This window comes from Burkholderia sp. Bp8992, assembly GCF_003853705.1.
Taxonomy (GTDB): Bacteria; Pseudomonadota; Gammaproteobacteria; order Burkholderiales; family Burkholderiaceae; genus Burkholderia.
In genome coordinates this window covers 136,707-158,332 of record NZ_QTQI01000001.1, presented here as the reverse complement: position 1 = coordinate 158,332, position 21,626 = coordinate 136,707, and the positions used below count along the sequence as shown (strand labels likewise).

Sequence of the window (21,626 nt, the reverse complement as noted above, 5' to 3'; positions counted from 1 at the left end):
CGACCATTGCGACACCCGCCGCCCCGCTTTTCGCTTCCTTTCGCGGGCTCCATCGAATCTCCATCTTTCCGCATAAAAGCCCCCAACTAACCCAAGCAAACTCCAGCCCGTCAAAGCAGGCAGTGGGCTGCCTGCGTTTCCTGGAGTCGCTATGAAGAATCAGAAACGATGCTGCTACAGCGCGGTATGCGCGCTGGTGGCGGCAATGCTGGCGGGTTGCCGGCCCGCCGAACAGCAGGCCGCCGCACCGGCCACGCCGGTCGCGGCCATGACCGTGGCCGCCACGCGCCTCGACGTCACCGAGGACCTGCCGGGCCGCGTCGCGGCCGTGCGGGTGGCCGAGATCCGGCCGCAGGTGAGCGGCATCGTGCAGCGCCGGCTGTTCGAGCAAGGCACCGAAGTGCGCATGGGCCAGCCGCTGTTCCAGATCAATCCAGCACCGTTCAAGGCCGAGATGGACACCGCCGCCGCATCGCTGCAGCGTGCGCAGGCCGCGCTCGAACGCGCGAAGGTGCAGACGGCCCGCTTCAAGCCGCTCGTCGAAGCCGATGCGATCAGCCGCCAGGTGTACGACGACGCGGTGTCGCAACGCGACCAGGCCGCCGCCGATGTCGCGCAGGCCCGCGCGACGCTCGCGCGCCGCCAGCTCGACCTGAAATTCGCGACCGTTGAAGCGCCGATCGCCGGCCGCATCGACCAGGCGCTCGTGACCGAAGGCGCGCTGGTGTCGAGCGGCGACAGCCAGCCGATGGCGCGCATCCAGCAGATCGACCAGGTCTACGTGGACGTGCGCCAGCCGGCTGCTTCGCTCGAAGCGCTGCGCGGCGCGCTCGCCTCGCAGCCGCAAGCGTCGGACAGCAACGGCCTGCCGGTCGACGTGCTGCGCGACGACGACACGCGTTACGACGTCAAGGGCCGCATGCTGTTCTCGGGCGTCAACGTCGATCCGGGCACCGGCGACGTGCTGCTGCGCGTGCTGGTCGACAACCCGAAGCGACAGTTGCTGCCGGGCATGTATGTGCGTGCCCGCATTCCGCGCGCGCACTACGCCAACGCGGTGACGGTGCCGCAACAGGCCGTCGTGCGCGCCGGCGGCAAGCCGCAGGTGTGGGTGCTCGACGCGAAGGGCACCGCGCATCTGAAGGCTGTCGAGGTCGGCGAACTGACGAACCGCAGCTATCGCATCAAGTCGGGCCTGCAGGCCGGCCAGAAGGTCGTCGTCGAAGGGATGGAACGCCTGGTCGACGGCGCGCCGGCCGCCGCGACCGACTGGAAGTCGCCTGACGCGGCCGCCACCGCGTCCGCGCACTGAATCACGAGGAGCCTCCAGCCATGGCTGAATTCTTTATCCGACGCCCGGTGTTTGCGTGGGTGATCGCGCTCTTCATCATCCTGACGGGGCTGATCGCGATCCCGCAACTGCCGGTCGCGCGCTACCCGTCGGTCGCACCGCCGTCCGTCACGATCACCGCGACCTATCCGGGCGCCACGCCGCAGACGATGAACGACGGCGTGCTGAGCCTCATCGAGCGCGAACTGTCCGGCGTCAAGAACCTGCTGTCCTTCGAATCGTCGGCCGATACGTCCGGCGCCGCACAGATCACCGTGACGTTCAAGCCCGGCACCAATCCGGAGATGGCGCAGGTCGACGTGCAGAACAAGATCAAGTCGGTCGAGCCGCGCCTGCCCGCAGCCGTGCGCCAGAACGGGCTGATCGTCGAATCCGCATCGTCCGGCTTCCTGATGATCGTCGGCCTGCGTTCCGACAACGGCCGCTTCGACGAAGGCGCGCTCGCCGACTACATGGCGCGCAGCGTCTCCGAGGAACTGCGGCGAATCGACGGCGTCGGCCGCGTGCTGCAGTTCGGCTCCGAACGCGCGATGCGCATCTGGGTCGATCCGCAGAAGCTGATCAATTTCGGCCTGTCGATGAGCGACCTGACCACCGCGATCGGCCAGCAGAACGTGCAGATCGCACCGGGCAGCCTCGGTGCGCTGCCCGCGCTGGCGGGCCAGCGCGTGACCGTGCCGCTCACCGCGCAGGGCCAGCTCACGACGCCGGAAGAGTTCGCGAAGGTCGTGCTGCGCGCGAACGCGGACGGCTCGAAGGTCGTGCTCGGCGACGTCGCGCGCGTCGAACTCGGCTCGCAGAACTACACGTTCGTGAGCCGCGAGAACAACAAGCCTGCCACCCTCGCCGGCGTGCAGCTCGCACCGGGCGCGAACGCGGTGAAGACCGCCGATGCGATTCGTACGCGCATGGCCGAACTGAGCAAGTCGATGCCGTCCGGCATGACCTACTCGATTCCGCTCGACACGTCGCCGTTCGTGAAGATCTCGATCGAGAAGGTGCTGCACACGCTGCTCGAAGCGATGGTGCTCGTGTTCCTCGTGATGTACCTGTTCCTGCAGAACGTGCGCTACACGCTGATCCCGGCCATCGTCGCGCCGGTCGCGATGCTCGGCACGTTCACGGTGATGCTGCTGACCGGCTTCTCGATCAACGTGCTGACGATGTTCGGCATGGTGCTCGCGATCGGCATCATCGTCGATGATGCAATCGTCGTCGTCGAGAACGTCGAGCGCCTGATGGCCGAGGAAGGACTGTCGCCGAAGGACGCGACGTCGAAGGCGATGAAGGAGATCACCGGCGCGATCATCGGCGTCACGCTGGTGCTGACCGCGGTGTTCCTGCCGATGGCGATGGCGAGCGGCTCGGTCGGCGTGATCTACAAGCAGTTCACGATGTCGATGGCCGTGTCGATCCTGTTCTCGGCGCTGCTGGCACTGACGCTCACGCCGGCCCTGTGCGCGACGATGCTCGAGCCGCTCGAACCGGGCCACCACGAAAAACGCGGCTTCTTCGGCTGGTTCAACCGCCGCTTCGATATCCTGACGAAATGGTACGAGACGCGCGTCGGCCGCCTGGTCGGCCGCACGGGCCGCGTGATGCTGGTGTTCGTCGCGATCTCGGGCGCACTGGTGTTCGGCTTCCGCAGCCTGCCGTCGTCGTTCCTGCCGGACGAAGACCAGGGCTACTTCATCACCAGCTTTCTGCTGCCCGCAGACGCTACCGCCGAGCGCACGCATGACGTGGTCAAGACGCTGGAGAAGCATCTTGCTTCGCGTCCGGCAATCCAGTCGAGCATTTCCGTGATCGGCTACGGCTTCTCGGGCCAGGGTTCGAACGCGGCGATCAACTGGTCCGTGATGAAGGACTGGAAGAACCGCGGCGGCTCGTCGACGATCGAGGAAGGCATGCTCGCGCAGCAGGCGATGGCCGGCGTGACCGAAGGCACGGTGATGAGCCTGCTGCCGCCGGCCATCGACGAACTCGGCAACAGCTCGGGCTTCTCGATGCGCCTGGAAGACCGCGCCAACCAGGGCACCGCGGCGCTCAAGGCAGCGGAAGCGAAGCTGCTCGAACTCGCCGCGCAAAGCAAGGTCGTGACCGGCGTGTACCCGGACAGCCTGCCCGCCGGCACGAGCATCCGCCTCGAGATCGATCGCGCGAAGGCGCAGGCGCTCGGCGTGTCGTTCACGACGCTCAGCGACACGCTGTCGACCGCGATGGGTTCGACCTACGTGAACGACTTCCCGAACGCGGGCCGCATGCAGCAGGTGATCATCCAGGCCGATGCGCCGGCACGCATGCAGATCGACAACGTGATGAAGCTGTACGTGCGCAACGCGGCCGGCGGCATGGTGCCGATGTCCGAAGTGGTTCGCCCGGTATGGGCCGAGACGCCGCTGCAGATGGTGCGTTTCAAGGGCTACCCGTCCGCGCGCATCTCGGGCACCGCCGCGCCGGGCCAGTCGAGCGGCGCGGCCATGGCCGAGATGGAGCGGCTTGCCGCGCAGCTGCCGCCGGGCTTCGCGGTCGAGTGGACCGGCCAGTCGCTGCAGGAACGCCAGTCGGCGTCGCAGGCGCCGATGCTGATGGCGCTGTCGATGATCGTCGTGTTCCTGGTGCTCGCCGCGCTGTACGAAAGCTGGTCGATCCCGCTGTCGGTGATGCTGGTGGTGCCGCTCGGCCTGATCGGCGCGATCGGCGCGGTGCTGCTGCGCGGCATGCCGAACGACGTGTTCTTCAAGGTCGGGATGATCACCGTGATCGGCTTGTCCGCGAAGAACGCGATCCTGATCGTCGAATTCGCGAAGCAGTTGCGCGAGGAAGGCAAAGGACTCATTGAAGCGGCCGTGCAGGCGTCGAAGCTGCGCCTGCGTCCGATCCTGATGACCTCGCTCGCGTTCGGCCTCGGTGTCGTGCCGCTGATGATCGCGACCGGCGCCAGCGCCGAAACGCAGCACGCGATCGGTACCGGCGTGTTCGGCGGCATGGTGACCGCCACGGTACTGGCCATTTTCTTCGTCCCCGTTTTCTTTGTGTTCGTGATGAGCATCCAGGAGCGCATCGGCGCATGGCGGGCTTCCCGCAAGCAGCCGGCCGCCCCGACTCACGGACAGGAAGGTTGATGCCATGCGATTGCTTATTCTTCCCCTCGTCCTCGCCCTGTCGGCCTGCTCGCTCGCGCCGACGCTGGTCAAGCCCTCGATGCCGGTGCCGACGGCCTACACGGCCGCCGCGGCCGCCGACCTCAAGGCCAACGCGGCCGATCTCGGCTGGCGCACGATGTTCGGCGATCGCCGCCTGCAGCGCCTGATCGAGCTCGCGCTCGAAAACAACCGCGACCTGCGCCTCGCGGCGCTGAACGTCGAGGCCGCCGAAGCGCAGTACGGCATCCAGCGTTCCGCGCGCCTGCCGTCGATCGGCGCCGGCGCGAACTTCACGCGCCAGCGCACGTCGGACGACACGCAGTCGAGCCCGCCGCTGTTCGGCACGACGCAGAGCCAGTACGGCGTGAACCTCGGCATCAGCGCGTTCGAGATCGACCTGTTCGGCCGCGTGAAATCGATGTCGGATGCGGCGTTCGCGCGCTACCTCGCGACCGATCACGGCCGCCGCGCGGTGCAGATCTCGCTGGTCGGCGGCGTCGCGGACGCGTACTTCGCGGAACGCCTCGCGCAGGAGCAGCGTCAGTTGTCCGAGCGCACACTCGCCGACTGGCAGCAGTCGCTCGATCTCGCACGCCGCCTGAAGGATGCGCATCAGGCGAGCGGCGTCGACATCGCACAAGCCGAAGGCCAGGTCGCAAGCGCCACGGCCGATCTCGAAGCGCGCACGCGCGCCGTCGAGCAGGCACGCAATGCGTTGCGCCTGCTGGTCGGCACCGAGCTGCCGAAGGATCTGCCCGAGCCGCTGCCGCTTCAGCAGCAACCGGTGATGACGCAACTGCCGGCCGGCCTGCCCTCCGAACTGCTGTTCCGTCGCCCGGATATCCGGCAGGCCGAACAGAACCTCGTCGCCGCGAATGCCGATATCGGCGCCGCGCGCGCCGCGTTCTTCCCGCGCCTGTCGCTGACGTCGTCGATCGGTTTCCTCAGCCCGGCGATGGGCAGCCTGTTCGACGGCGGCCAGCGCACGTGGAGCTTCGCGCCGCAGGTCACGGTGCCGATCTTCCAGGGCGGCCGGCTGCGCTCCGAGCTGCGACTCGCCGAAGTGCGCAAGTCCAGCGCGGTCGTCGAATACGAACGCTCGATCCAGACCGCGTTTCGCGAAGTGGCCGACGGTCTCGCCGGGCGCGAAACCTTCGGCCGCCAGATCGAAGCGCAGACGCGCGTGGTCGGCTCGGCCGAACGCCGCACCGACCTGTCGAACCTGCGTTATCGCGCGGGCGTCGAGGGGCGGCTGGAACTGCTCGATTCGCAGCGGCAGCTCTACTCGGCGCGGCAGGCGCTGCTCGACCTGCGCCGCAGCGAGCTCGGCAACGCCGTTGCGCTGTACAAGGCGCTCGGTGGCGGCCTGACCGACAAGGACGTCGCGCCGTCGCAGAGCGAGGTGCAGAACTGAACGAACGGCGCCGTTCCGCCCGTACAGCAGCAGATCGGGACGGCGCGATTCAGCCCGGCAACGGGCTGCCCCGATTGTTCGACATCGCACGGCACACTCCATGACCCATTCCCTGATACTGATTGCAGAAGACGAGCCCGACATCTCGGACATCCTCGACGCGTACCTGACGCACGACGGCTTTCGCACCTACCGCGTCGCCGACGGGCAAGCGGTGCTCGACGTGCAGCCGCACCTGAAGCCCGACCTGATCCTGCTCGACGTGAAGATGCCGCAGAAGAACGGCTGGGAGGTGCTCACCGAGCTGCGGCGGCGCGGCAATACGCCCGTCGTCGTCCTCACGGCATTCGACCGCGACCTCGACCGGCTGCAGGCGCTGCACGCCGGCGCGGACGACTACATCGTCAAGCCGTTCAACCCGGCCGAGGTCGTCGCGCGGCTGCGCGCGATCCTGCGCCGCTCGGCCGCGCCGCCGGCCACGCGCATGCTGCGCGTCGGCGACCTGGAGATCGACACCGACAGCTATCTGGCCCGCGTGCGGACGGATTCTGCCGAGATCCCGATCACGCTGACGCTGACCGAATTCCGGCTGCTCGCACACATGGCGCGATCGCCGAGCCGCGTGTTCACGCGCGGCGAGCTGCTCGATGCGTGCATGGCCGACGTGAGCGCGCTGGAGCGCACGGTCGACAGCCACATCTGCAGGCTGCGCAAGAAGCTCGAACAGGCCGGTGCACCGGGCATGCCCGAAGTGATGCGCGGTGTCGGCTACCGGCTGCGGGGCGCGCAGTGACGCTGCCGGCGAAGCCCGGCCGGCAAATCGGGCAGGCGATCGGCCTGGGCGCCATCGTCGCCGCATTGATCGCCTGCACCGCTGCATTCCTCCTCTACGCGTTGCGTCACCCGGTTGCGTTGCCGCACGACGCAACGGCCGACGCGATGATCCACGATGCATCCCCTTACCTGGTGCTCGCGACGGTGCTGTTCGTGTGCCTGCTGGCAACCGCGTTCGACCTGTTCCGGCAGATGCGCCGCACGCTCGCGGCGCTCGATGCGGTTGTCGACCACACCGGCCGCATCGTCGCCGGCGACTTGTCGGCGCGCGTCGTTTCCCGCGACGGCTGCATGGCCGACCTGTCGCGCTTCATCGAGGACTTCAATGCGATGACCCATCAATTGAAATATCGGATTCCTTCCCATCCGGCAGCCGTCGCCGAAAGCAACAGTCGCTCGATGCGCACGCCGCTCGCGGAACTCGAAACCCGGCTCGAAGCCATCAAGGCGCTCGCCCACGAAGACGGCACTTCGTCGCGCGACGCGCTGCTTCACCAGGTCGACGACCTGTTCCGGTTCGTCGACGACCTTGAGGTTGCCGAACGGCCGGAGGCACTGACACTCGACCTGAGCCCGACGGCGCTCGACCGCGAAATCGCCGGCGCCGTCGATTCGGTTCGCGAAGCATTTCGTGAAGCGGGGTTCGTCATCGACCTGGCGACCGACGCGGCCGTCGTGACCTGCGACTGCGCGCGCATCCGGCAAGCCGTTCTCGCGTTGCTCGACGACTTGCGGCGCCATTCCGCGCCGGCCACGCTGAGGCTTTTCGTCGAAAACCGCGCTGCGGGCGCCGTCGTCCGGATCGAAAACGAAGGTTCACGACACTTCGTCGAAACCGGTCTCGGCCTGTCCGTCGCGCGCGCGGTCGTCGAGGCGCACGGCGGGCAGGTCCGCCATCTCGCATCGCCTGGCGGCGCTGCCGTTCTCGAGTTCGACATCCCGCGGCACGCGCCGGCGATTCGAGTGTTTCCTCGATAGCAACCGACCCATTACAAAACGAATCGGAAATGATCGGCGAACCGACTCCGGCATTACCTTTCCCGCCGGTTTCGAGCATTACAAAATGCCGTCGATCTTTTCAAAATCATTGCACTTTATTCGATTTAATTTTGTTTCATATAATCAAAAAAAGTTTGACACTCTGCTTTCGTTCTTGATACCGTCCGATGCAAGCAATCTGACGAATTGCTCACCACGCAATCGATTCCGCTCCACGTTTTTTCGCTTCCGCTGCACCGCAGTGCTCGCCGCCGGCTGATTCGTTCGCGCACCGGCGCATGCAATATCCCGATGCATCTCATTGGACAGCTGTCATCCGGCAGCGGGCCGAAGGATCGAATCAAATGAGCAGGACAACGAAACTGTTGCTCTAGCAATCCCGCCCGTGCCGAGTCCGGCGCCGCTTTTCCTTTATCGCGTTTTCCGAATTTCGCCCCCGGAGCAAACCCATCTCTCCGGATCGGGCGAAAGGCCCTGTCGCGTCCGTGCCATCCGCACGCATGCGACAGAACACGGCGATGCATGACCCGCATCGCTGTCGACCGTTGTTGTTCGTGCCGTTCGATGTTCAACCGGAGGGGTATTTGAAATGAATCAGGTTGCAGACAAGAAACAAAAGCACATTCGCATCGTCAAGCTCGCATCCGCCGCCGCAGCCGTTGCGTCGTTCGGCATGGCGACCGCCCATGCCGCGCCGGCGGCCGGCTGGACGGAAACCCACACCAAGGGGTTCCTGCCGCTCGTGCAGCAGAGCGAAGCCGGTACGGCCGGCGCGCCCGCCGCGAGCACGGCGGCCGCGGCATCGGCGGCCGTCGAGCTCGCGCCCGGCGAATCGGTGGACATCGTGCTCGGGCTGAACCTGCGCAACGAGGCGCAACTCGACCAGTACCTGCGCGACCTGCATACGCCCGGCTCGCCGCACTACAAGCAGTTCCTCACGCCGGCGCAGTTCGCCGCGCAATATGCGCCGACCGACCAGCAGGTCGCGTCCGTCGTCGCGCACCTGCGCAAGGAAGGCTTCGTGAACATCGTGGTCGCGCCGAACCGCCTGCTGGTATCGGCGTCCGGCACCGCGGCGACCATCAAGTCCGCGTTCCGCACGACGCTCAAGCGCTTCACGCACAACGGCCGCAGCGTCTATGCGAATACCGACGCCGCGCAAGTGCCGAACGCGATCGGCGGCATCGTCGGCGCGGTGCTCGGGCTGCAGAACGTCGAGCTGATGCATACCGGTGCGGGCAGCAAGCCGCAAGGCAACACCAGCAACCTGACGATCCCGGCCGGCGCGTCGGCAGTGCCGCACAACCCGACCGAGTTCTCGTCGATCTACGGCGGCGACGGCACGCCGACTGCCTCGCAGACCACGGTCGGCATCATCTCCGAAGGCGACCTGTCGCAGACGGTAAGCGACCTCAATACGTTCGCCGCGAACAACGGCCTCGGCACGATCAGCAGCACCGTCGTGCAGACGGGCCCGGCAGGTAGTTCGTACACCGATACGTCCGGTACCGTCGAGTGGAATCTCGACAGCCAGTCGATCGTCGGCACGGCCGGCGGCAGCGTGAAGCAGGTCGTGTTCTACGCGGCACCGTCGATGACGCTCACGGCGATCACCGCCGCATACAACAAGGCGGTAACCGACAACGTCGCGAAAGTGATCAACGTCTCGCTCGGCGTGTGCGAATCGTCCGCGAACAGCACCGGCTCGCAGGCAACCGACGACACCATCTTCAAGCAGGCGGTCGCGCAGGGGCAGACCTTCTCGGTCTCGGCCGGCGATCACGGTGCGTACGAATGCGCGAGCGGCACGCCGTCGCGCTCGACCTACACGGTGAGCGAACCGGCCACGTCGCCGTACGTGATCGCGGTAGGCGGCACGACGCTGTTCACGAATACGTCGACCAACGCGTACAACAGCGAGATCGTCTGGAACGATCCGAGCTGGCAGGCGGGCACCGTGTGGTCGACGGGCGGCGGGTACAGCAAGTACGAAGCCGCGCCGACGTGGCAGTCGTCGACGCTGACCGGATCGACCAAGCGCGCACTGCCCGACGTCGGCTTCGACGCCGACCTGCGCACCGGCGCGATTCTCGTCGTGAACGGCCAGACGTCCGACACGCTGTGGGGCTCGGGCTACCTGAACAACGAAGGCGGCACGAGCCTCGCCGCGCCGATCTTCACGGGCATCTGGGCGCGGCTGCAGTCGGCCAACAACAATGCGCTCGGCTTCCCCGCGTCGAGCATCTACAAGTACTTCCCGTCCAACGCGGCGCTGCTGCACGACGTCACGTCCGGCAACAACGGCAGCGGCACGTACGGCTACAAGGCGAAGGCCGGCTGGGACGCGACGACGGGCTTCGGCAGCGTGAACATCTCGAAGCTGAACGCGTTCATCCAGAGCACGTCGGATTTCGCGCGCTGATGAACCGATGATCGACCCGGTTCCGGGTGTGCGTCGTCGGTTGCACACGGAACCGCACGCAACCGCGTAACAGCCCGCGACAGGCGCAAGCCGTCGCGGGTTTTCTGCATTCCGCGCGATCTCGCAGAACAGCATCCGGCGCGACGGTACGCACGCCGACCTTGCAATCGTTGCGCCAGCAACTTTCAGAACGATTACCCGCCGGGCGCCCGCCCGCTTACGGACTGCAAGGTACACACTGTTACACAACACGCCGACAACTTCCGCGCGTGTCGTGCGTTTAACTGAATATGACGATTCGTCGCGGGACTTCCGCCATGCGAACACGATCGCGCAGCCCGCGTGCCTGCCAACGCTGCCTCCACACCGAATGAACAACATGAACGACACACGTGCACACCGCCCTGTTAGAACGCTGATCGCGTCGTCCCTCATCGTGTCGCTGCTCGGCCTGTCGGCCTGCAACAAGAATAGCGACAACAGCCCCGCCGCCCCGGCGAGCGATGCGAGCGCGGCCGCCGCGGCACAGCCGGCCTCGACGCCCGTCGCCTACACGCCGCCGAGCGCCGACCAGCTCTACCAGATGGTCGCGCCGATCGCGCTGTTCCCCGACAAACTCGTCGCGCTGGTGCTTGCGGGCGCAACGTATCCGGACCAGGTGACGGCCGCCAACAACTGGGTCACGCAGAATCCGGCCTTGGAGGGGCAGGCACTCGCGAGCGCCGCCGACGCGCAGCCATGGGACCCGTCCGTCAAGGCGCTGACCGCCTTCCCCGCGGTGCTGTCGCAAATGGCGTCGAACCCGGCCTGGACCACGTCGCTCGGCCAGGCGTACTACAACGACCCGACCGACGTGATGAACGCGATCCAGGTGATGCGCCAGCGCGCGCAGACGTCCGGCCATCTCCGTTCGGGCAGCCAGATGCGCGTCACGCAAGTCGCGCAGGCCGCGCCGGCCGGCTACACGCCCGCCCCCGACGCGCCGGTCGTATATGCCGGGCCCGCGATCGTGCCGCCGCCGCCGCAGGCCATCGAGATCGAGTCCGCGCAGCCGGATGTCGTGTACGTGCCGTCTTACAACCCGACCGTCGTCTACGGCGAACCGGTGTCGGCCTACCCTGGCTACGTGTACCGGCCGCCCGCATACAGCACCGGCGAAGTCGTTGCGGCCAGCGTGATCACGTTCGGCGTCGGCATCGCCGTCGGCGCCGCGATCTTCGGGCACCACGACTGGGGCTGGCACGCATGGGGCATGAACTGGGGGGCGCCGCGTCCGGAAGGCCCGGGGTGGCACGATGGCTGGCAGCGCCCCGCCGTGGTGTACAACCACACCACGTACGTGACGAAGTCGACTACCGTGATCAACAACATCACCAACATCCGCAACACGCGCATCACGAACAACTACGGCGGCAACGTCACCACCAACAACACGACGATCGAGCGCAATGCCGTACAGCCCGGTGCCGAACCGATGCGCGGACAGGCCATGGAGCAGCGCGAGCGCGCCGCGCCGATGACGATGCCGCACTTCGGCGCAAACGACGCACGTCCCGGCACGCGGCCCGCGCCGGAAGCATTCGCGCAGAACCATGCGAACGCGCCGCATGCCGTGGCGCCGGCGCAGCATCCGCCCGGCGCGACGCACGACGAGCGGCAGCAGGCGATGCAGCAGGAGCGCGCAACCGCGCAGGAAAATCGTGCGGCGGCACAGCAACAACAGCAACGCGAGGACATGCAGCAGCACAATACGGCGCAACAACGCGAAGCGATGCAGCAACGCAACGAAGCGCAACAACAGGGCCGCGCGCAGGCCCAGCAGCGTAACGAAGCGCAGCAGCAACGAGCGGAAGCCCAGCAACGCAGTGAGGCCCAGCAGCAACAACGCAAGGAGATGCAGCCGCACGCCGAAGCACCGCCGCAGGAACACGCGGCACCGCGGCCTCGGCAACCGGCAACCGAGCACGCGGCGGCTCCGCATCCGCACCCGCCCGAGCCGCACCCGCAGCACGAGTCGCACGAGCATCATCCGGGGTAAGTCCCGCCGACGTCAGCGTGAATGCCGCGCTGCCGTCCGGCGATCGCCCTCCTCAATCGGCCCAGTTCCGCACGTAGTCCGGCACGGGCACGTTGCCGTCGGCATGCACCGGCGTACCGCGTGCCGTCTTCAGCGGCAGGATTCCGGTCCAGACGGCAAGCGCCAGATCTTCGTCCTTGTCGGACGGCAGCGAATCGCTGATTTTCACGGCCGCTTCGTCCATGGAAATCCGCAGCACGCTGGTCGCGTTGATTTCCTTCGCATTGCCCGGCCGCGCTTCATGCCTGCGGCCCGGCGCAATCTTGTCCATCAACGCATCCAGTGCCGCGAGCTTTTCCGCACCGCCCTCCACCACCTCGAACTGCCCGTAGATCACCGCCGATCGGTAATTCATCGAATGGTTGAAGGCCGACCTGGCCAGTACGAGACCGTCCAGCAACGTGATCGCGACGCAAGCCTGCGCACCCGCCGACAGCGCCCTGATCATCCGGCTGCCGTTGGATCCGTGGATATGGAGATCGTCACCGCGCCTCCAGTGCGCGGTCGGAATACAGTGCGTGTCCTGCCCGTCGCCGAACGCGATGTGACAGACGTAGGCCTCGTCCACGATGCGGTGGAGCATCGCGCGATCGTGACTGGCCAGCTCGGGCAGGCGGCGAATGGTCGTACGCGGTGTGGGAGCGATGGCGGTCTGGTCTTTCATATGTCTGGACTACGAAGTGAATTGAATCGGTAGCGCGCCGTATTCACGGCCGAATTGCCCGTCGCCGGGCTCGTCGACAGTCGCATGTCAAATCGATCAGAATACCGACGTGCAGCAGGCCGCGGCGATCGCCGGCACGGCTTGCGCGCCGGTCTGCACCGCGAGAACGTGAACGATACGATGCGCGCGGCATCTTCAAAAGAACCAGCACAACGAAAATTTCTGGAACCAGCCTATGGATTTCGCGCTGCTCATCTCGTCGCTTGCCCGACAGGACGGCACGACCCGACACAGCCAGCAAGAAGCGCTGTACCGGAGCCTGCGCACGCTGCTGCTCGACGGGCACCTTCCGCCCGGCACGCGGCTCGTGTCGACGCGCGTGCTCGCGGCCGAGCTGGGTATTGCACGCAACTCGGCGGTCTATGCGTACGAGCGGCTGGCGGAAGAAGGCTTCGTAGCCGCCACGCGCAACGGCACGATCACGCGATGGGACGGATGCAGCCGCGCGAGCGCCGCGAATGAAGACGGGCCGCCCGCGGTTCGGCTGTCGGCGCGCGTGCAAGGGCTGGAGAACGCCGATCCCGAGCCCGAACGCATGCTGCCGTTCGTCCCCGGCCTCCCGTCACTCGACGAATTCCCCGTGGCGCAGTGGCGCCGCTGCATCGAGCGTGCATGGAAAACCATCAAGCCCGCCCAGCTCGCGTATGGGCCGGTCGAAGGGCTGCCCGAGCTCAGGCGCGCGGTGGCCGCGTACATCCGCGTGTCGCGAGGCGTGCGCTGCGACACGGGCCAGGTATTCATCACCGACGGCACGCAAGGCAGCCTCGAGCTGTGTGCGCGCATGCTCGCGAATCCCGGCGAATACGGCTGGCTCGAGAATCCCTGCTACAACGGCGCGCGGACAGCCTTCCGATCGACCGGCCTGAATCTCGTGCCGATCGAGGTCGATCACGAAGGGATGGCGCCTACCGACGCACAGTGGCGTAGCCAGCCGCCCCGGCTGATCTATACGACGCCATCGCACCAATATCCGCTCGGCGCACTGATGAGCCCGGCACGGCGCGCAGCGCTCGTCGAGCGTGCGCTCGCGTGCGGTGCGTGGATCGTCGAGGACGATTACGACAGCGAGTTCCGTCACGACGGCCAGCCGTTGCCCGCGATCCAGGGCCTGCATCCCGACGCGCCGGTCTGCTATCTCGGCACCTTCAGCAAGACGATGTTTCCCGCGCTTCGGCTCGGCTTCATGGTGGTGCCGCCGATTCTCGTCGATCGCTTCACGCGAACGCTGCGCGAACTCGTCCATCGCGGTCATTCGGCCGACCAGCTCGCGATGGCCGAATTCATCGACACCGGCCTCTTTGCACGGCACCTGCGCAGGATGAGGTCGCTCTATGCCGAGCGGCGCAGCAGCCTCGAAGCCGCCCTCGCGCGCCACCTCGGCACCGCATTGAGCGTGCGTGACAGTCCGGGCGGCATGCATCTGTCGGCGGATCTCACGGTGCCGCTGCACGACACCGACGTCGCGCGCGCCGCGGCCGCGCAGGGCCTGCTGCTGCAGCCGCTGAGCAGCTACCGCGTCGGCGACGGCCGCACGTACAACGGCTTCGTGCTCGGCTATTCCGGGCTGGACGACGCGACGATCGACTCAGCAACGACGCAGTTCGCGGCCGTCATCGAACGACTCGGCCGCACGCGCCGCTGAGCGTCGCTCACAGTTGCGACTCGATCGGAAACAGCCCCAGAAACCAGACCTCCATCCGCCGTGCGGGCGACACTTCCGGTTCGTGATCGATTTCGGTGACCTTCCCGTCCGCATCGGTCTGAATCCACACGAGCCGCCCTTTCCCGGCCGCATCGGTCGTCGCCTCGACACGCCACGCGATCCGGTCGAGCCGCGCCTCGAGATCGTTCGCCACCTGCGACGCAATTGCCGGACTTTCGCAATACACGCCGATCTCCGTATTGAGGTTCAGCGAGCGCGGATCGAGATTCATCGACCCGATGAAAATGCTCTGGTGATCGAACACGTAGGTCTTCGCGTGCAGCGACGCGCGTGACGAGCCGATGATGACCTGCTTCGAAATGCTCTTGTCGCCCGACGGCCGCCGTTCGTAAAGCCGCACGCCGGCATTCACCAGGTCGCTTCGATAATGCCGGTAGCCGGCATGCACGGCCGCCACGTCGGTCGACGCGAGCGAGTTGGTCAGCACCGTCACGCGCACGCCGCGCGCCGTGAGCGCACGCAGCCGCTCGACGACGTCCTTGCCCGGCACGAAATACGGCGACACGATCAGCAGGTCGTGCTGGGGCTGCAACGCAAGCGCGCGCAATTGCGGCGTCAGGTGCCCGTCGGCGTCCTTCGGCGCGTGCGCGATCTTCGACGGATCGTCGTACAGCACCGTCGCGCGCCCCCACGACAATTCGGTACCCTGCCCATGCACGATCCGATCGAGCCGCTGCCGGGCCTCGAGCACATACGGATTGTCCTCCATGGCTCTCAGGTAGTCGCGCAACCGTTCGCGCTCGCGATCGAGCCCGCCCGGCGCCGCATCGTGCCCGACCAGCACGTCGATCGGATACGCGTACGGAGAATTCCAGAACGTATCGAATTCGGTCGAGATGGCCTTCACCGCCGGGCCGTGAACGACGACATCGAGATCGCCGAACTCCAGCATCGAAGACGCACCGAAGTACTCGTCGCCGATATTGCGGCCACCGACGATCGCCGCCTGGTTGTCCGCGATCATCGCCTTGTTGTGCATGCGCCGGTTGACGCGCGCGAACTCGAATACCGTGCCGATCTTCTTGAACCGGCGAGTGGCCACCGGATTGAACAGCCGGATCTCGATGTTCGGGTGCGCGCTGATCTCGAGCAGCTTGCGGTCGTCCGCGTTGGTGCCGAGATCGTCGAGCAGCGCGCGCACGCGCACGCCGCGATCGGCCGCGCGGATGACCGCATCGGCCAGTTCGTGCCCGGTCAGGTCGTCGTGCCAGATGTAGTACTGAAGGTCGAGCGACCGGTCGGCGCGGTCGGCGAGCAGCACGCGCGCATCCAGCGCGTCGACCGGATCGGTCAGCAAATGGAACGCGTCCAGCCCGGGATGCGCGGCGGCCTGCTGGCGAAATGCCACACCGAGGCGCGTATTGTCGGTATCGGTGAATGCATGCGTCGGCGTGCGGTCGGCCTGCGGCGGCAGGCTCGCGCACGCAGCAAGCATCAGCAACGACAGAACCGCACCCCACGAACGCAGCATGATCATGTTGGCCGCCCCCATTGTCGGGCGAAGTCGGATTGTGTTTGTTCTGGCTGGCTGCCGGACGGAGCGCGGCGCCGGTCCCCGGTGCGCGCGATGGAGCAGCATGCGACCGGATCGCGCCACAGCATACTTCGATTGATATCGGGTCGGCACGCTTTCGGCGTTTCCGCGGTGGCGAAGACGCGACATGCGGCGCCGGCGCGAACGCGCTCAATACGCTCGACCGCGCACCAAAGAAAAACCCGCGACGCCGTGCGGCATCGCGGGTTTCGCGGCTTCCCCGGACAACCGTGGAAGCGAACCTGGTGGGCCCCCCGGGAGTCGAACCCGGCACCAACGAATTATGAGTTCGCTGCTCTAACCAAGCATGAGCTAGGGGCCCAGACGAGAAGCAAAGCGTGCTACACGCTGTCCCGGCAACGAGGCCGGGCCGGCATTGTAACAACAAAGACGACAAAGGGAACAAACGCCACCGGCATCATGCGGATACCGGCGGCGTTCGTGGCAGAGACGCTGGAAATCAGTTCCCTTCGAGGAACGACTTCAGCTTGTCGGAACGGCTCGGGTGACGCAGCTTGCGCAGCGCCTTGGCCTCGATCTGACGGATCCGCTCGCGCGTGACGTCGAACTGCTTGCCGACTTCCTCGAGCGTGTGGTCAGTGCTCATCTCGATACCGAAACGCATCCGCAGCACCTTCGCCTCACGCGGCGTCAGCGAATCGAGCACGTCCTTCACGACGTCGCGCATGCTGGCATGCAGCGCTGCATCCGCCGGCGCGACCGTGTTGTTGTCCTCGATGAAGTCGCCGAGATGGGAATCGTCGTCGTCGCCGATCGGCGTTTCCATCGAGATCGGCTCCTTCGCGATCTTCATGATCTTGCGGATCTTGTCTTCCGGCATCTCCATCTTCTCGGCGAGCGTTGCCGGATCCGGCTCGAGACCGGTTTCCTGCAGGATCTGCCGCGAGATGCGGTTCATCTTGTTGATCGTCTCGATCATGTGAACCGGAATACGGATCGTGCGCGCCTGGTCCGCGATCGAACGCGTGATGGCCTGACGGATCCACCACGTCGCGTAGGTCGAGAACTTGTAGCCGCGACGGTATTCGAACTTGTCCACCGCCTTCATCAGGCCGATGTTGCCTTCCTGGATCAGGTCGAGGAACTGCAGGCCGCGGTTCGTGTACTTCTTCGCGATCGAGATCACGAGACGCAGGTTCGCCTCGGTCATTTCACGCTTCGCCTGGCGTGCCTTCAGTTCGCCGGCCGCCATCTGGCGGTTGGTTTCCTTCAGGTCCTTCAGCGGCAGCACGACGCGCGCCTGCAGGTCGAGCAGGCGCTGCTGCTGTTCGCGGATCGCCGGAACGTTACGCGACAGCACCGCGCTGTACGAATGGCCTTCTGCAGTGATCTTCTCGGCCCAGTCGAGATCGGTCTCGCTGCCCGGGAAGCGCGCGATGAATTCCGAGCGCGGCATGCCGCACTTGTCGACGACGATGTGCAGGATCTGGCGCTCGACCTGACGCACTTCGTCCACCTGCGCACGCAGCGTGTCGCACAGGCGTTCGACGGTACGCGCGGTGAAGCGGATCGTCATCAGTTCGGACTGGATCGTTTCCTGCGCCTTCAGGTAGGCCTTCGACTTGTAGCCTTCCTTTTCGAACGCGCGGCGCATCTTGTCGAACCACTCGCTGATCTGCGAGAACTTCTCGAGCGACGCACGCTTGAGGGCTTCGAGCTGGGCGGCGTTCGCCGATGCCTGCGCGGCACCGTCGTCTTCCTCCTCTTCCTCTTCTTCCTCTTCCTCTTCGGCTTCCTCGTCCTCGTTCTCGATGGCTTCCGCTTCCTTCGCGGAGAAGCCGTCGGTATCGGCGGAGTCCGAAGCATTCGGATCGAGCAGGCCGTCGACGAGCTCGTCGACGCGGATCTCTTCGTTCGCGACGCGTTCGGCCATCGCGAGGATGTCGGCGATCGTCGTCGGGCACGCGGAGATGGCCATCACCATGTGGCGCAGGCCGTCCTCGATCCGCTTCGCGATCTCGATTTCGCCTTCGCGCGTGAGCAGCTCGACCGTGCCCATTTCGCGCATGTACATCCGGACCGGATCGGTCGTGCGGCCGAATTCCGAATCGACGGTGGACAGCGCGACTTCCGCTTCCTCCTCGACTTCATCGTCCGACGACGCGGCGGGCGCGTTGTCGTTCAGGAGCAGCGTTTCCGCGTCCGGCGCCTGCTCGTAAACCGCCACGCCCATGTCGTTGAACGTGCCGATGATGCCTTCGAGGGCTTCGGTCTCGGTGAAGTTGTCCGGCAGGTGGTCGTTGATTTCGGCGTACGTCAGGAAGCCGCGCTCCTTGCCGAGCTTGATCAGCGCGCGCAGTTTCACGCGGCGCTCTTCGAGCTCCTCGGCCGTGCCCGGCGTGCTCGTCGCGAACGCTTCCTTCAGCAGCGCCTTTTCCTTGGCGCGACGATCGCGCACCTTGGATTTGCCCGGAGCAGCCGCGGCTGCGGGCTGCTCGTCGCTCTGATTTGCGTCGTCTTCGACGGATACTTCGTTCAGCTTTTTGGTCATGGAGTTCGCCGTACCGGCTATATCGACTCGCGGCTGCTGGACGACAGCCGGTTGAACCGTGGGTGCATGAGTAGTACGTACTGCCGTTTCGTCCGCGTCGGCAGTCGTGTCCCTTGCGCTTTTCGCACTTGCCCGCTTCGCCGCCGGCTTGGCCGGCCCGGAGTCGGGTCTGGCGGCAGCCCGTGTTCTGGCTGCCGGCGCCGGCGCAGCCTGAGCAGTGCCGGCCGCGGTTTTCTTTCCTGCTGGGGCTGACGTGGCTGAAGACGTTGTCCTGGTGGAAGAAGCAGACTTGGCCGCTGTGACCTTCTTGGTCGGCTCCGTCGAGCCCTTGCCTGCTGCTTTCTTTCCGCCTGTCGTCTTTGCCATCGCGATTCTCGCCTTTGCTTGGAAAACAAACCGCTGGAAACCTTATATTATAGCACGCTGGGGCGCCCTCTCTAAGCGCCCCGGCCGCCTACAGCCCGAGCCGACGTTTCATGTCGGTTCGCTGCTGGTTCAATTCCGTCAATTCAGCCAATTCCTCGGGGGTGAAGGCGGACTGCCGCGCCAGCCGGTCAAGCCGGTCGCAGCAGGCGTCGTAGCGCATCTTGAGCACCGCCGCCTGCAGCTCCTCCCCCGCGATGCGTTCCTGCTCACGCTGCCGCTCGGGCACCGTCTCGTCTTCCGGATTCTGTAACAGCAAATCGCGGACGTTTTCATCATAGTCCAGAATTTCGCGGAAGATTTCCTCGTAAGTCGCCCCGTTCGAGGACGTCCGCAGGACATCCGACAGCAGCCGGAACTCCGCGCCATCGCCCAGCGCGCGCGCATGGTCGACGACTTCCGCGAACAGTTCGCCGATGCGCGGCAACGCGCGCAGGGTCGCAATCTGTTCGTCGTCGAGCTGCGACGCGATGCGCGGATGCATCACCAGCGTGCGCAACGCGCGCTTTTCGCTGTCCGTCACGCGTCGGCGCTCGCTGCGCGGGGGCGCCTGGCGCGGCGGCGCAGCGATCCGCGTGTCGACGTCGGACAGCCCCGCGACCTCTTCGAACGGGATGTCGAGGCGGTCCGCGAACATGTGCATGATCTGTGCACGCAACGCGTTCGCGGGCAGCGCCTGCAACAGCGGCTTCGCATCGAACAGCGCCTTCGCGCGCCCTTCCGGCTGATCGAGCGCCTTGCCGGCAATCGCTTCGTTCAACAGAAATTGCGACAGCGGCATCGCGCGCTCGACCTGCTCGGAGAACGCGTCCGCGCCGAACTCGCGTACATAGCTGTCCGGATCATGCTCGGTCGGCAGAAAAAGGAACCGGATCGTGCGATTGTCGCCCGCATGCGGCAGGCAGGCCTCGAGCGCGCGCCGCGCCGCCCGCCGCCCGGCCGAATCGCCGTCGAAACTGAAAATGACCGTGTCGGTCTGGCGCAGCAGCTTCTGCACGTGAATCGGCGTGCACGCGGTGCCGAGCGTCGCGACCGCGTTCGGAAACCCGAGCTGCGCGAGCGCGACGACGTCCATGTAGCCTTCGACGACCAGCACGTACTTGCGCTCGCGAATCGCGAGCCGCGCCTCGAACAGCCCGTACAGCTCGCTGCCCTTGTTGAACAGCGGCGTTTCGGGCGAGTTCAGGTACTTCGGTTCGCCGCTGCCGAGCACGCGGCCGCCGAAGCCGATCACCTGCCCCTTCACGTTGCGGATCGGGAACATGATCCGCTCGCGGAACCGGTCGTAGCGGCGCGCGACGCCCTGCGCGTCGGTCTTCTCGCTGACGATCACGAGCCCCGACTCGACGAGCGATTCGTCGTGATAGTCCGGGAACGCGGCTTCGAGGTTCTGCCAGCCGTCCGGCGCATAGCCGAGACCGAAGCGCGCGGCGATCTCGCCGGTCAGGCCCCGGTTCTTCAGATACTGGATCGCAACCGTCGCGCCGCGCAACTGCTTGCGGTAGTAGTCGCATGCGGCCGTCATCGCGTCGGACAGTGCGGTCGCGACCGATTTCGACACCGGCGCCGGATAGTCGCCGCCACCGCCTCCGCCCCCACCGCCGCGCATCGACGGTTCGTGCGGCACGGTCAGCCCGACGGACTGCGCGAGTTCCTGCACGGCTTCCGGGAACGTGAGCCCCGCGTGCTCCATCAGGAAGCCGATCGCCGTGCCGTGCGCGCCGCAACCGAAGCAGTGATAGAACTGTTTGGTCGGACTGACGGTAAACGACGGGCTCTTCTCGTTATGGAACGGGCACAACCCCATGAAGTTGGCGCCGCCCTTCTTGAGCTGCACGTACCGGCCCACCACGTCGACGATATCGACGCGGTTCAGCAAGTCCTGCAGGAAAGAATGCGGAATCACCGTGGGATCGAGCGAAAAAAGACAATACGACGCCCGGCGCGCGCATCGCTGGGCGCACCGGGAACGGGTTTTACTTCGTGAGCGCGGCCTTGACCTGCGCGGAAACGGCCGTCATGTCGGCACGGCCGGCGAGCTTGCCCTTCAGCACGCCCATCACCTTGCCCATGTCCTGCGGGCCGGCTGCGCCGGTTTGCGCGACCGCCGCCTGGATTTCGGCCGCCACTTCGGCGTCCGACAGTTGCGCGGGCATGTAGCCGCCCAGCACGGTCAGCTCGGCCTGCTCCTTCGCGACGAGGTCGTCGCGGCCGGCAGCCTGGAACTGGCTGATCGAATCCTTGCGCTGCTTGATCATCTTGTCGATCACGGCCGTGATGCCCGCGTCGTCGAGCGTGACACGATCATCGACCTCGCGCTGCTTGATCGCGGCCATCAGCAGGCGAATCGTCGCCAGGCGCTCGCTTTCCTTCGCGCGCATCGCGGCCTTCATGTCTTCGCTGATCTGCTCTTTCAAACTCATCTTTCACCCGGAATGGAAACGTGAATCCGACGCCCGCGAATGGG

Annotated in this window: 13 protein-coding genes and 1 tRNA gene; 8 read left to right on the top strand and 6 right to left on the bottom strand. The window is 66.1% G+C overall.

Going from position 1 to position 21,626, the window contains the following annotated elements; genetic code table 11:
- Nucleotides 1-151 precede the first annotated feature (151 nt).
- The 7 genes from DIE03_RS00735 (at nt 152) to DIE03_RS00700 (ending at nt 12,204) form a co-directional block, all read left to right on the top strand.
- Entirely contained in the window at nt 152-1,312 is a 1,161-nt protein-coding gene (locus tag DIE03_RS00735; protein ID WP_124446530.1) for an efflux RND transporter periplasmic adaptor subunit, read from the top strand.
- A 20-nt stretch (nt 1,313-1,332) separates the two neighbouring features.
- The gene (locus tag DIE03_RS00730; RefSeq protein WP_124446529.1) at nt 1,333-4,476 is read left to right on the top strand and encodes a multidrug efflux RND transporter permease subunit; all 3,144 of its coding nucleotides are present in this window, start codon (nt 1,333-1,335) and stop codon (nt 4,474-4,476) included.
- Between the two features lie 4 nt (nt 4,477-4,480).
- Complete coding sequence (locus tag DIE03_RS00725; RefSeq protein WP_124446527.1) at nt 4,481-5,911, top strand: efflux transporter outer membrane subunit; 1,431 nt, start codon at nt 4,481-4,483, stop codon at nt 5,909-5,911.
- Nucleotides 5,912-6,011: 100 nt separating this feature from the next.
- Nucleotides 6,012-6,704, top strand: a complete 693-nt coding sequence (locus tag DIE03_RS00720; protein WP_124446525.1) for a response regulator — start codon at nt 6,012-6,014, stop codon at nt 6,702-6,704.
- A complete protein-coding gene (locus DIE03_RS38600; protein WP_260434767.1) occupies nt 6,701-7,723 on the top strand; it encodes a HAMP domain-containing sensor histidine kinase in 1,023 nt (340 codons plus the stop codon). The genes DIE03_RS00720 and DIE03_RS38600 overlap by 4 nt, the downstream gene beginning before the upstream one ends.
- Before the next feature lie 610 nt (nt 7,724-8,333).
- Nucleotides 8,334-10,166, top strand: a complete 1,833-nt coding sequence (locus tag DIE03_RS00705; protein ID WP_124446523.1) for a protease pro-enzyme activation domain-containing protein — start codon at nt 8,334-8,336, stop codon at nt 10,164-10,166.
- Nucleotides 10,167-10,545: 379 nt separating this feature from the next.
- Nucleotides 10,546-12,204, top strand: coding sequence for a DUF3300 domain-containing protein (locus DIE03_RS00700; protein ID WP_124446521.1), 1,659 nt, complete (start codon nt 10,546-10,548; stop codon nt 12,202-12,204).
- A gap of 52 nt (nt 12,205-12,256) precedes the next feature.
- On the opposite strand, the gene DIE03_RS00695 is transcribed toward DIE03_RS00700, so the two are convergent.
- A complete protein-coding gene (locus DIE03_RS00695; protein ID WP_124446519.1) occupies nt 12,257-12,907 on the bottom strand; it encodes a pyridoxamine 5'-phosphate oxidase family protein in 651 nt (216 codons plus the stop codon).
- A 235-nt stretch (nt 12,908-13,142) separates the two neighbouring features.
- Between DIE03_RS00695 and DIE03_RS00690 the strand changes: the two genes are divergently transcribed.
- Nucleotides 13,143-14,609: a PLP-dependent aminotransferase family protein gene (locus DIE03_RS00690; protein ID WP_124446517.1), complete on the top strand. Its 1,467-nt coding sequence runs from the start codon at nt 13,143-13,145 to the stop codon at nt 14,607-14,609.
- Between the two features lie 7 nt (nt 14,610-14,616).
- Here the strand turns inward: DIE03_RS00690 and DIE03_RS00685 are convergent, their stop codons facing one another.
- The 5 genes from DIE03_RS00685 to DIE03_RS00665 form a co-directional block, all read right to left on the bottom strand.
- Entirely contained in the window at nt 14,617-16,167 is a 1,551-nt protein-coding gene (locus DIE03_RS00685) for a phospholipase D family protein (RefSeq protein WP_124446516.1), read from the bottom strand.
- Nucleotides 16,168-16,467: 300 nt separating this feature from the next.
- Nucleotides 16,468-16,546: transfer RNA gene (locus DIE03_RS00680), tRNA-Ile, on the bottom strand.
- Nucleotides 16,547-16,684: 138 nt separating this feature from the next.
- On the bottom strand, nt 16,685-19,102 hold the full coding sequence (gene rpoD, locus DIE03_RS00675; RefSeq protein ID WP_124446514.1) for an RNA polymerase sigma factor RpoD: 2,418 nt from the start codon (nt 19,100-19,102) through the stop codon (nt 16,685-16,687).
- Between the two features lie 88 nt (nt 19,103-19,190).
- A complete protein-coding gene (dnaG, locus tag DIE03_RS00670; protein WP_124446512.1) occupies nt 19,191-21,065 on the bottom strand; it encodes a DNA primase in 1,875 nt (624 codons plus the stop codon).
- A gap of 70 nt (nt 21,066-21,135) precedes the next feature.
- The gene (locus DIE03_RS00665) at nt 21,136-21,582 is read right to left on the bottom strand and encodes a GatB/YqeY domain-containing protein (protein ID WP_124446510.1); all 447 of its coding nucleotides are present in this window, start codon (nt 21,580-21,582) and stop codon (nt 21,136-21,138) included.
- Between the last annotated feature and the right edge of the window lie 44 nt (nt 21,583-21,626).

Coding starts and splice junctions, on each gene's coding strand:
- DIE03_RS00735 (WP_124446530.1), top strand. CDS start 152: ATGAAGAATCAGAAACGATGCTGCTACAGCGCGGTATGCGCGCTGGTG.
- DIE03_RS00730 (WP_124446529.1), top strand. CDS start 1,333: ATGGCTGAATTCTTTATCCGACGCCCGGTGTTTGCGTGGGTGATCGCG.
- DIE03_RS00725 (WP_124446527.1), top strand. CDS start 4,481: ATGCGATTGCTTATTCTTCCCCTCGTCCTCGCCCTGTCGGCCTGCTCG.
- DIE03_RS00720 (WP_124446525.1), top strand. CDS start 6,012: ATGACCCATTCCCTGATACTGATTGCAGAAGACGAGCCCGACATCTCG.
- DIE03_RS00705 (WP_124446523.1), top strand. CDS start 8,334: ATGAATCAGGTTGCAGACAAGAAACAAAAGCACATTCGCATCGTCAAG.
- DIE03_RS00700 (WP_124446521.1), top strand. CDS start 10,546: ATGAACGACACACGTGCACACCGCCCTGTTAGAACGCTGATCGCGTCG.
- DIE03_RS00695 (WP_124446519.1), bottom strand. CDS start 12,907: ATGAAAGACCAGACCGCCATCGCTCCCACACCGCGTACGACCATTCGC.
- DIE03_RS00690 (WP_124446517.1), top strand. CDS start 13,143: ATGGATTTCGCGCTGCTCATCTCGTCGCTTGCCCGACAGGACGGCACG.
- DIE03_RS00685 (WP_124446516.1), bottom strand. CDS start 16,167: ATGATCATGCTGCGTTCGTGGGGTGCGGTTCTGTCGTTGCTGATGCTT.
- rpoD (WP_124446514.1), bottom strand. CDS start 19,102: ATGGCAAAGACGACAGGCGGAAAGAAAGCAGCAGGCAAGGGCTCGACG.
- DIE03_RS00665 (WP_124446510.1), bottom strand. CDS start 21,582: ATGAGTTTGAAAGAGCAGATCAGCGAAGACATGAAGGCCGCGATGCGC.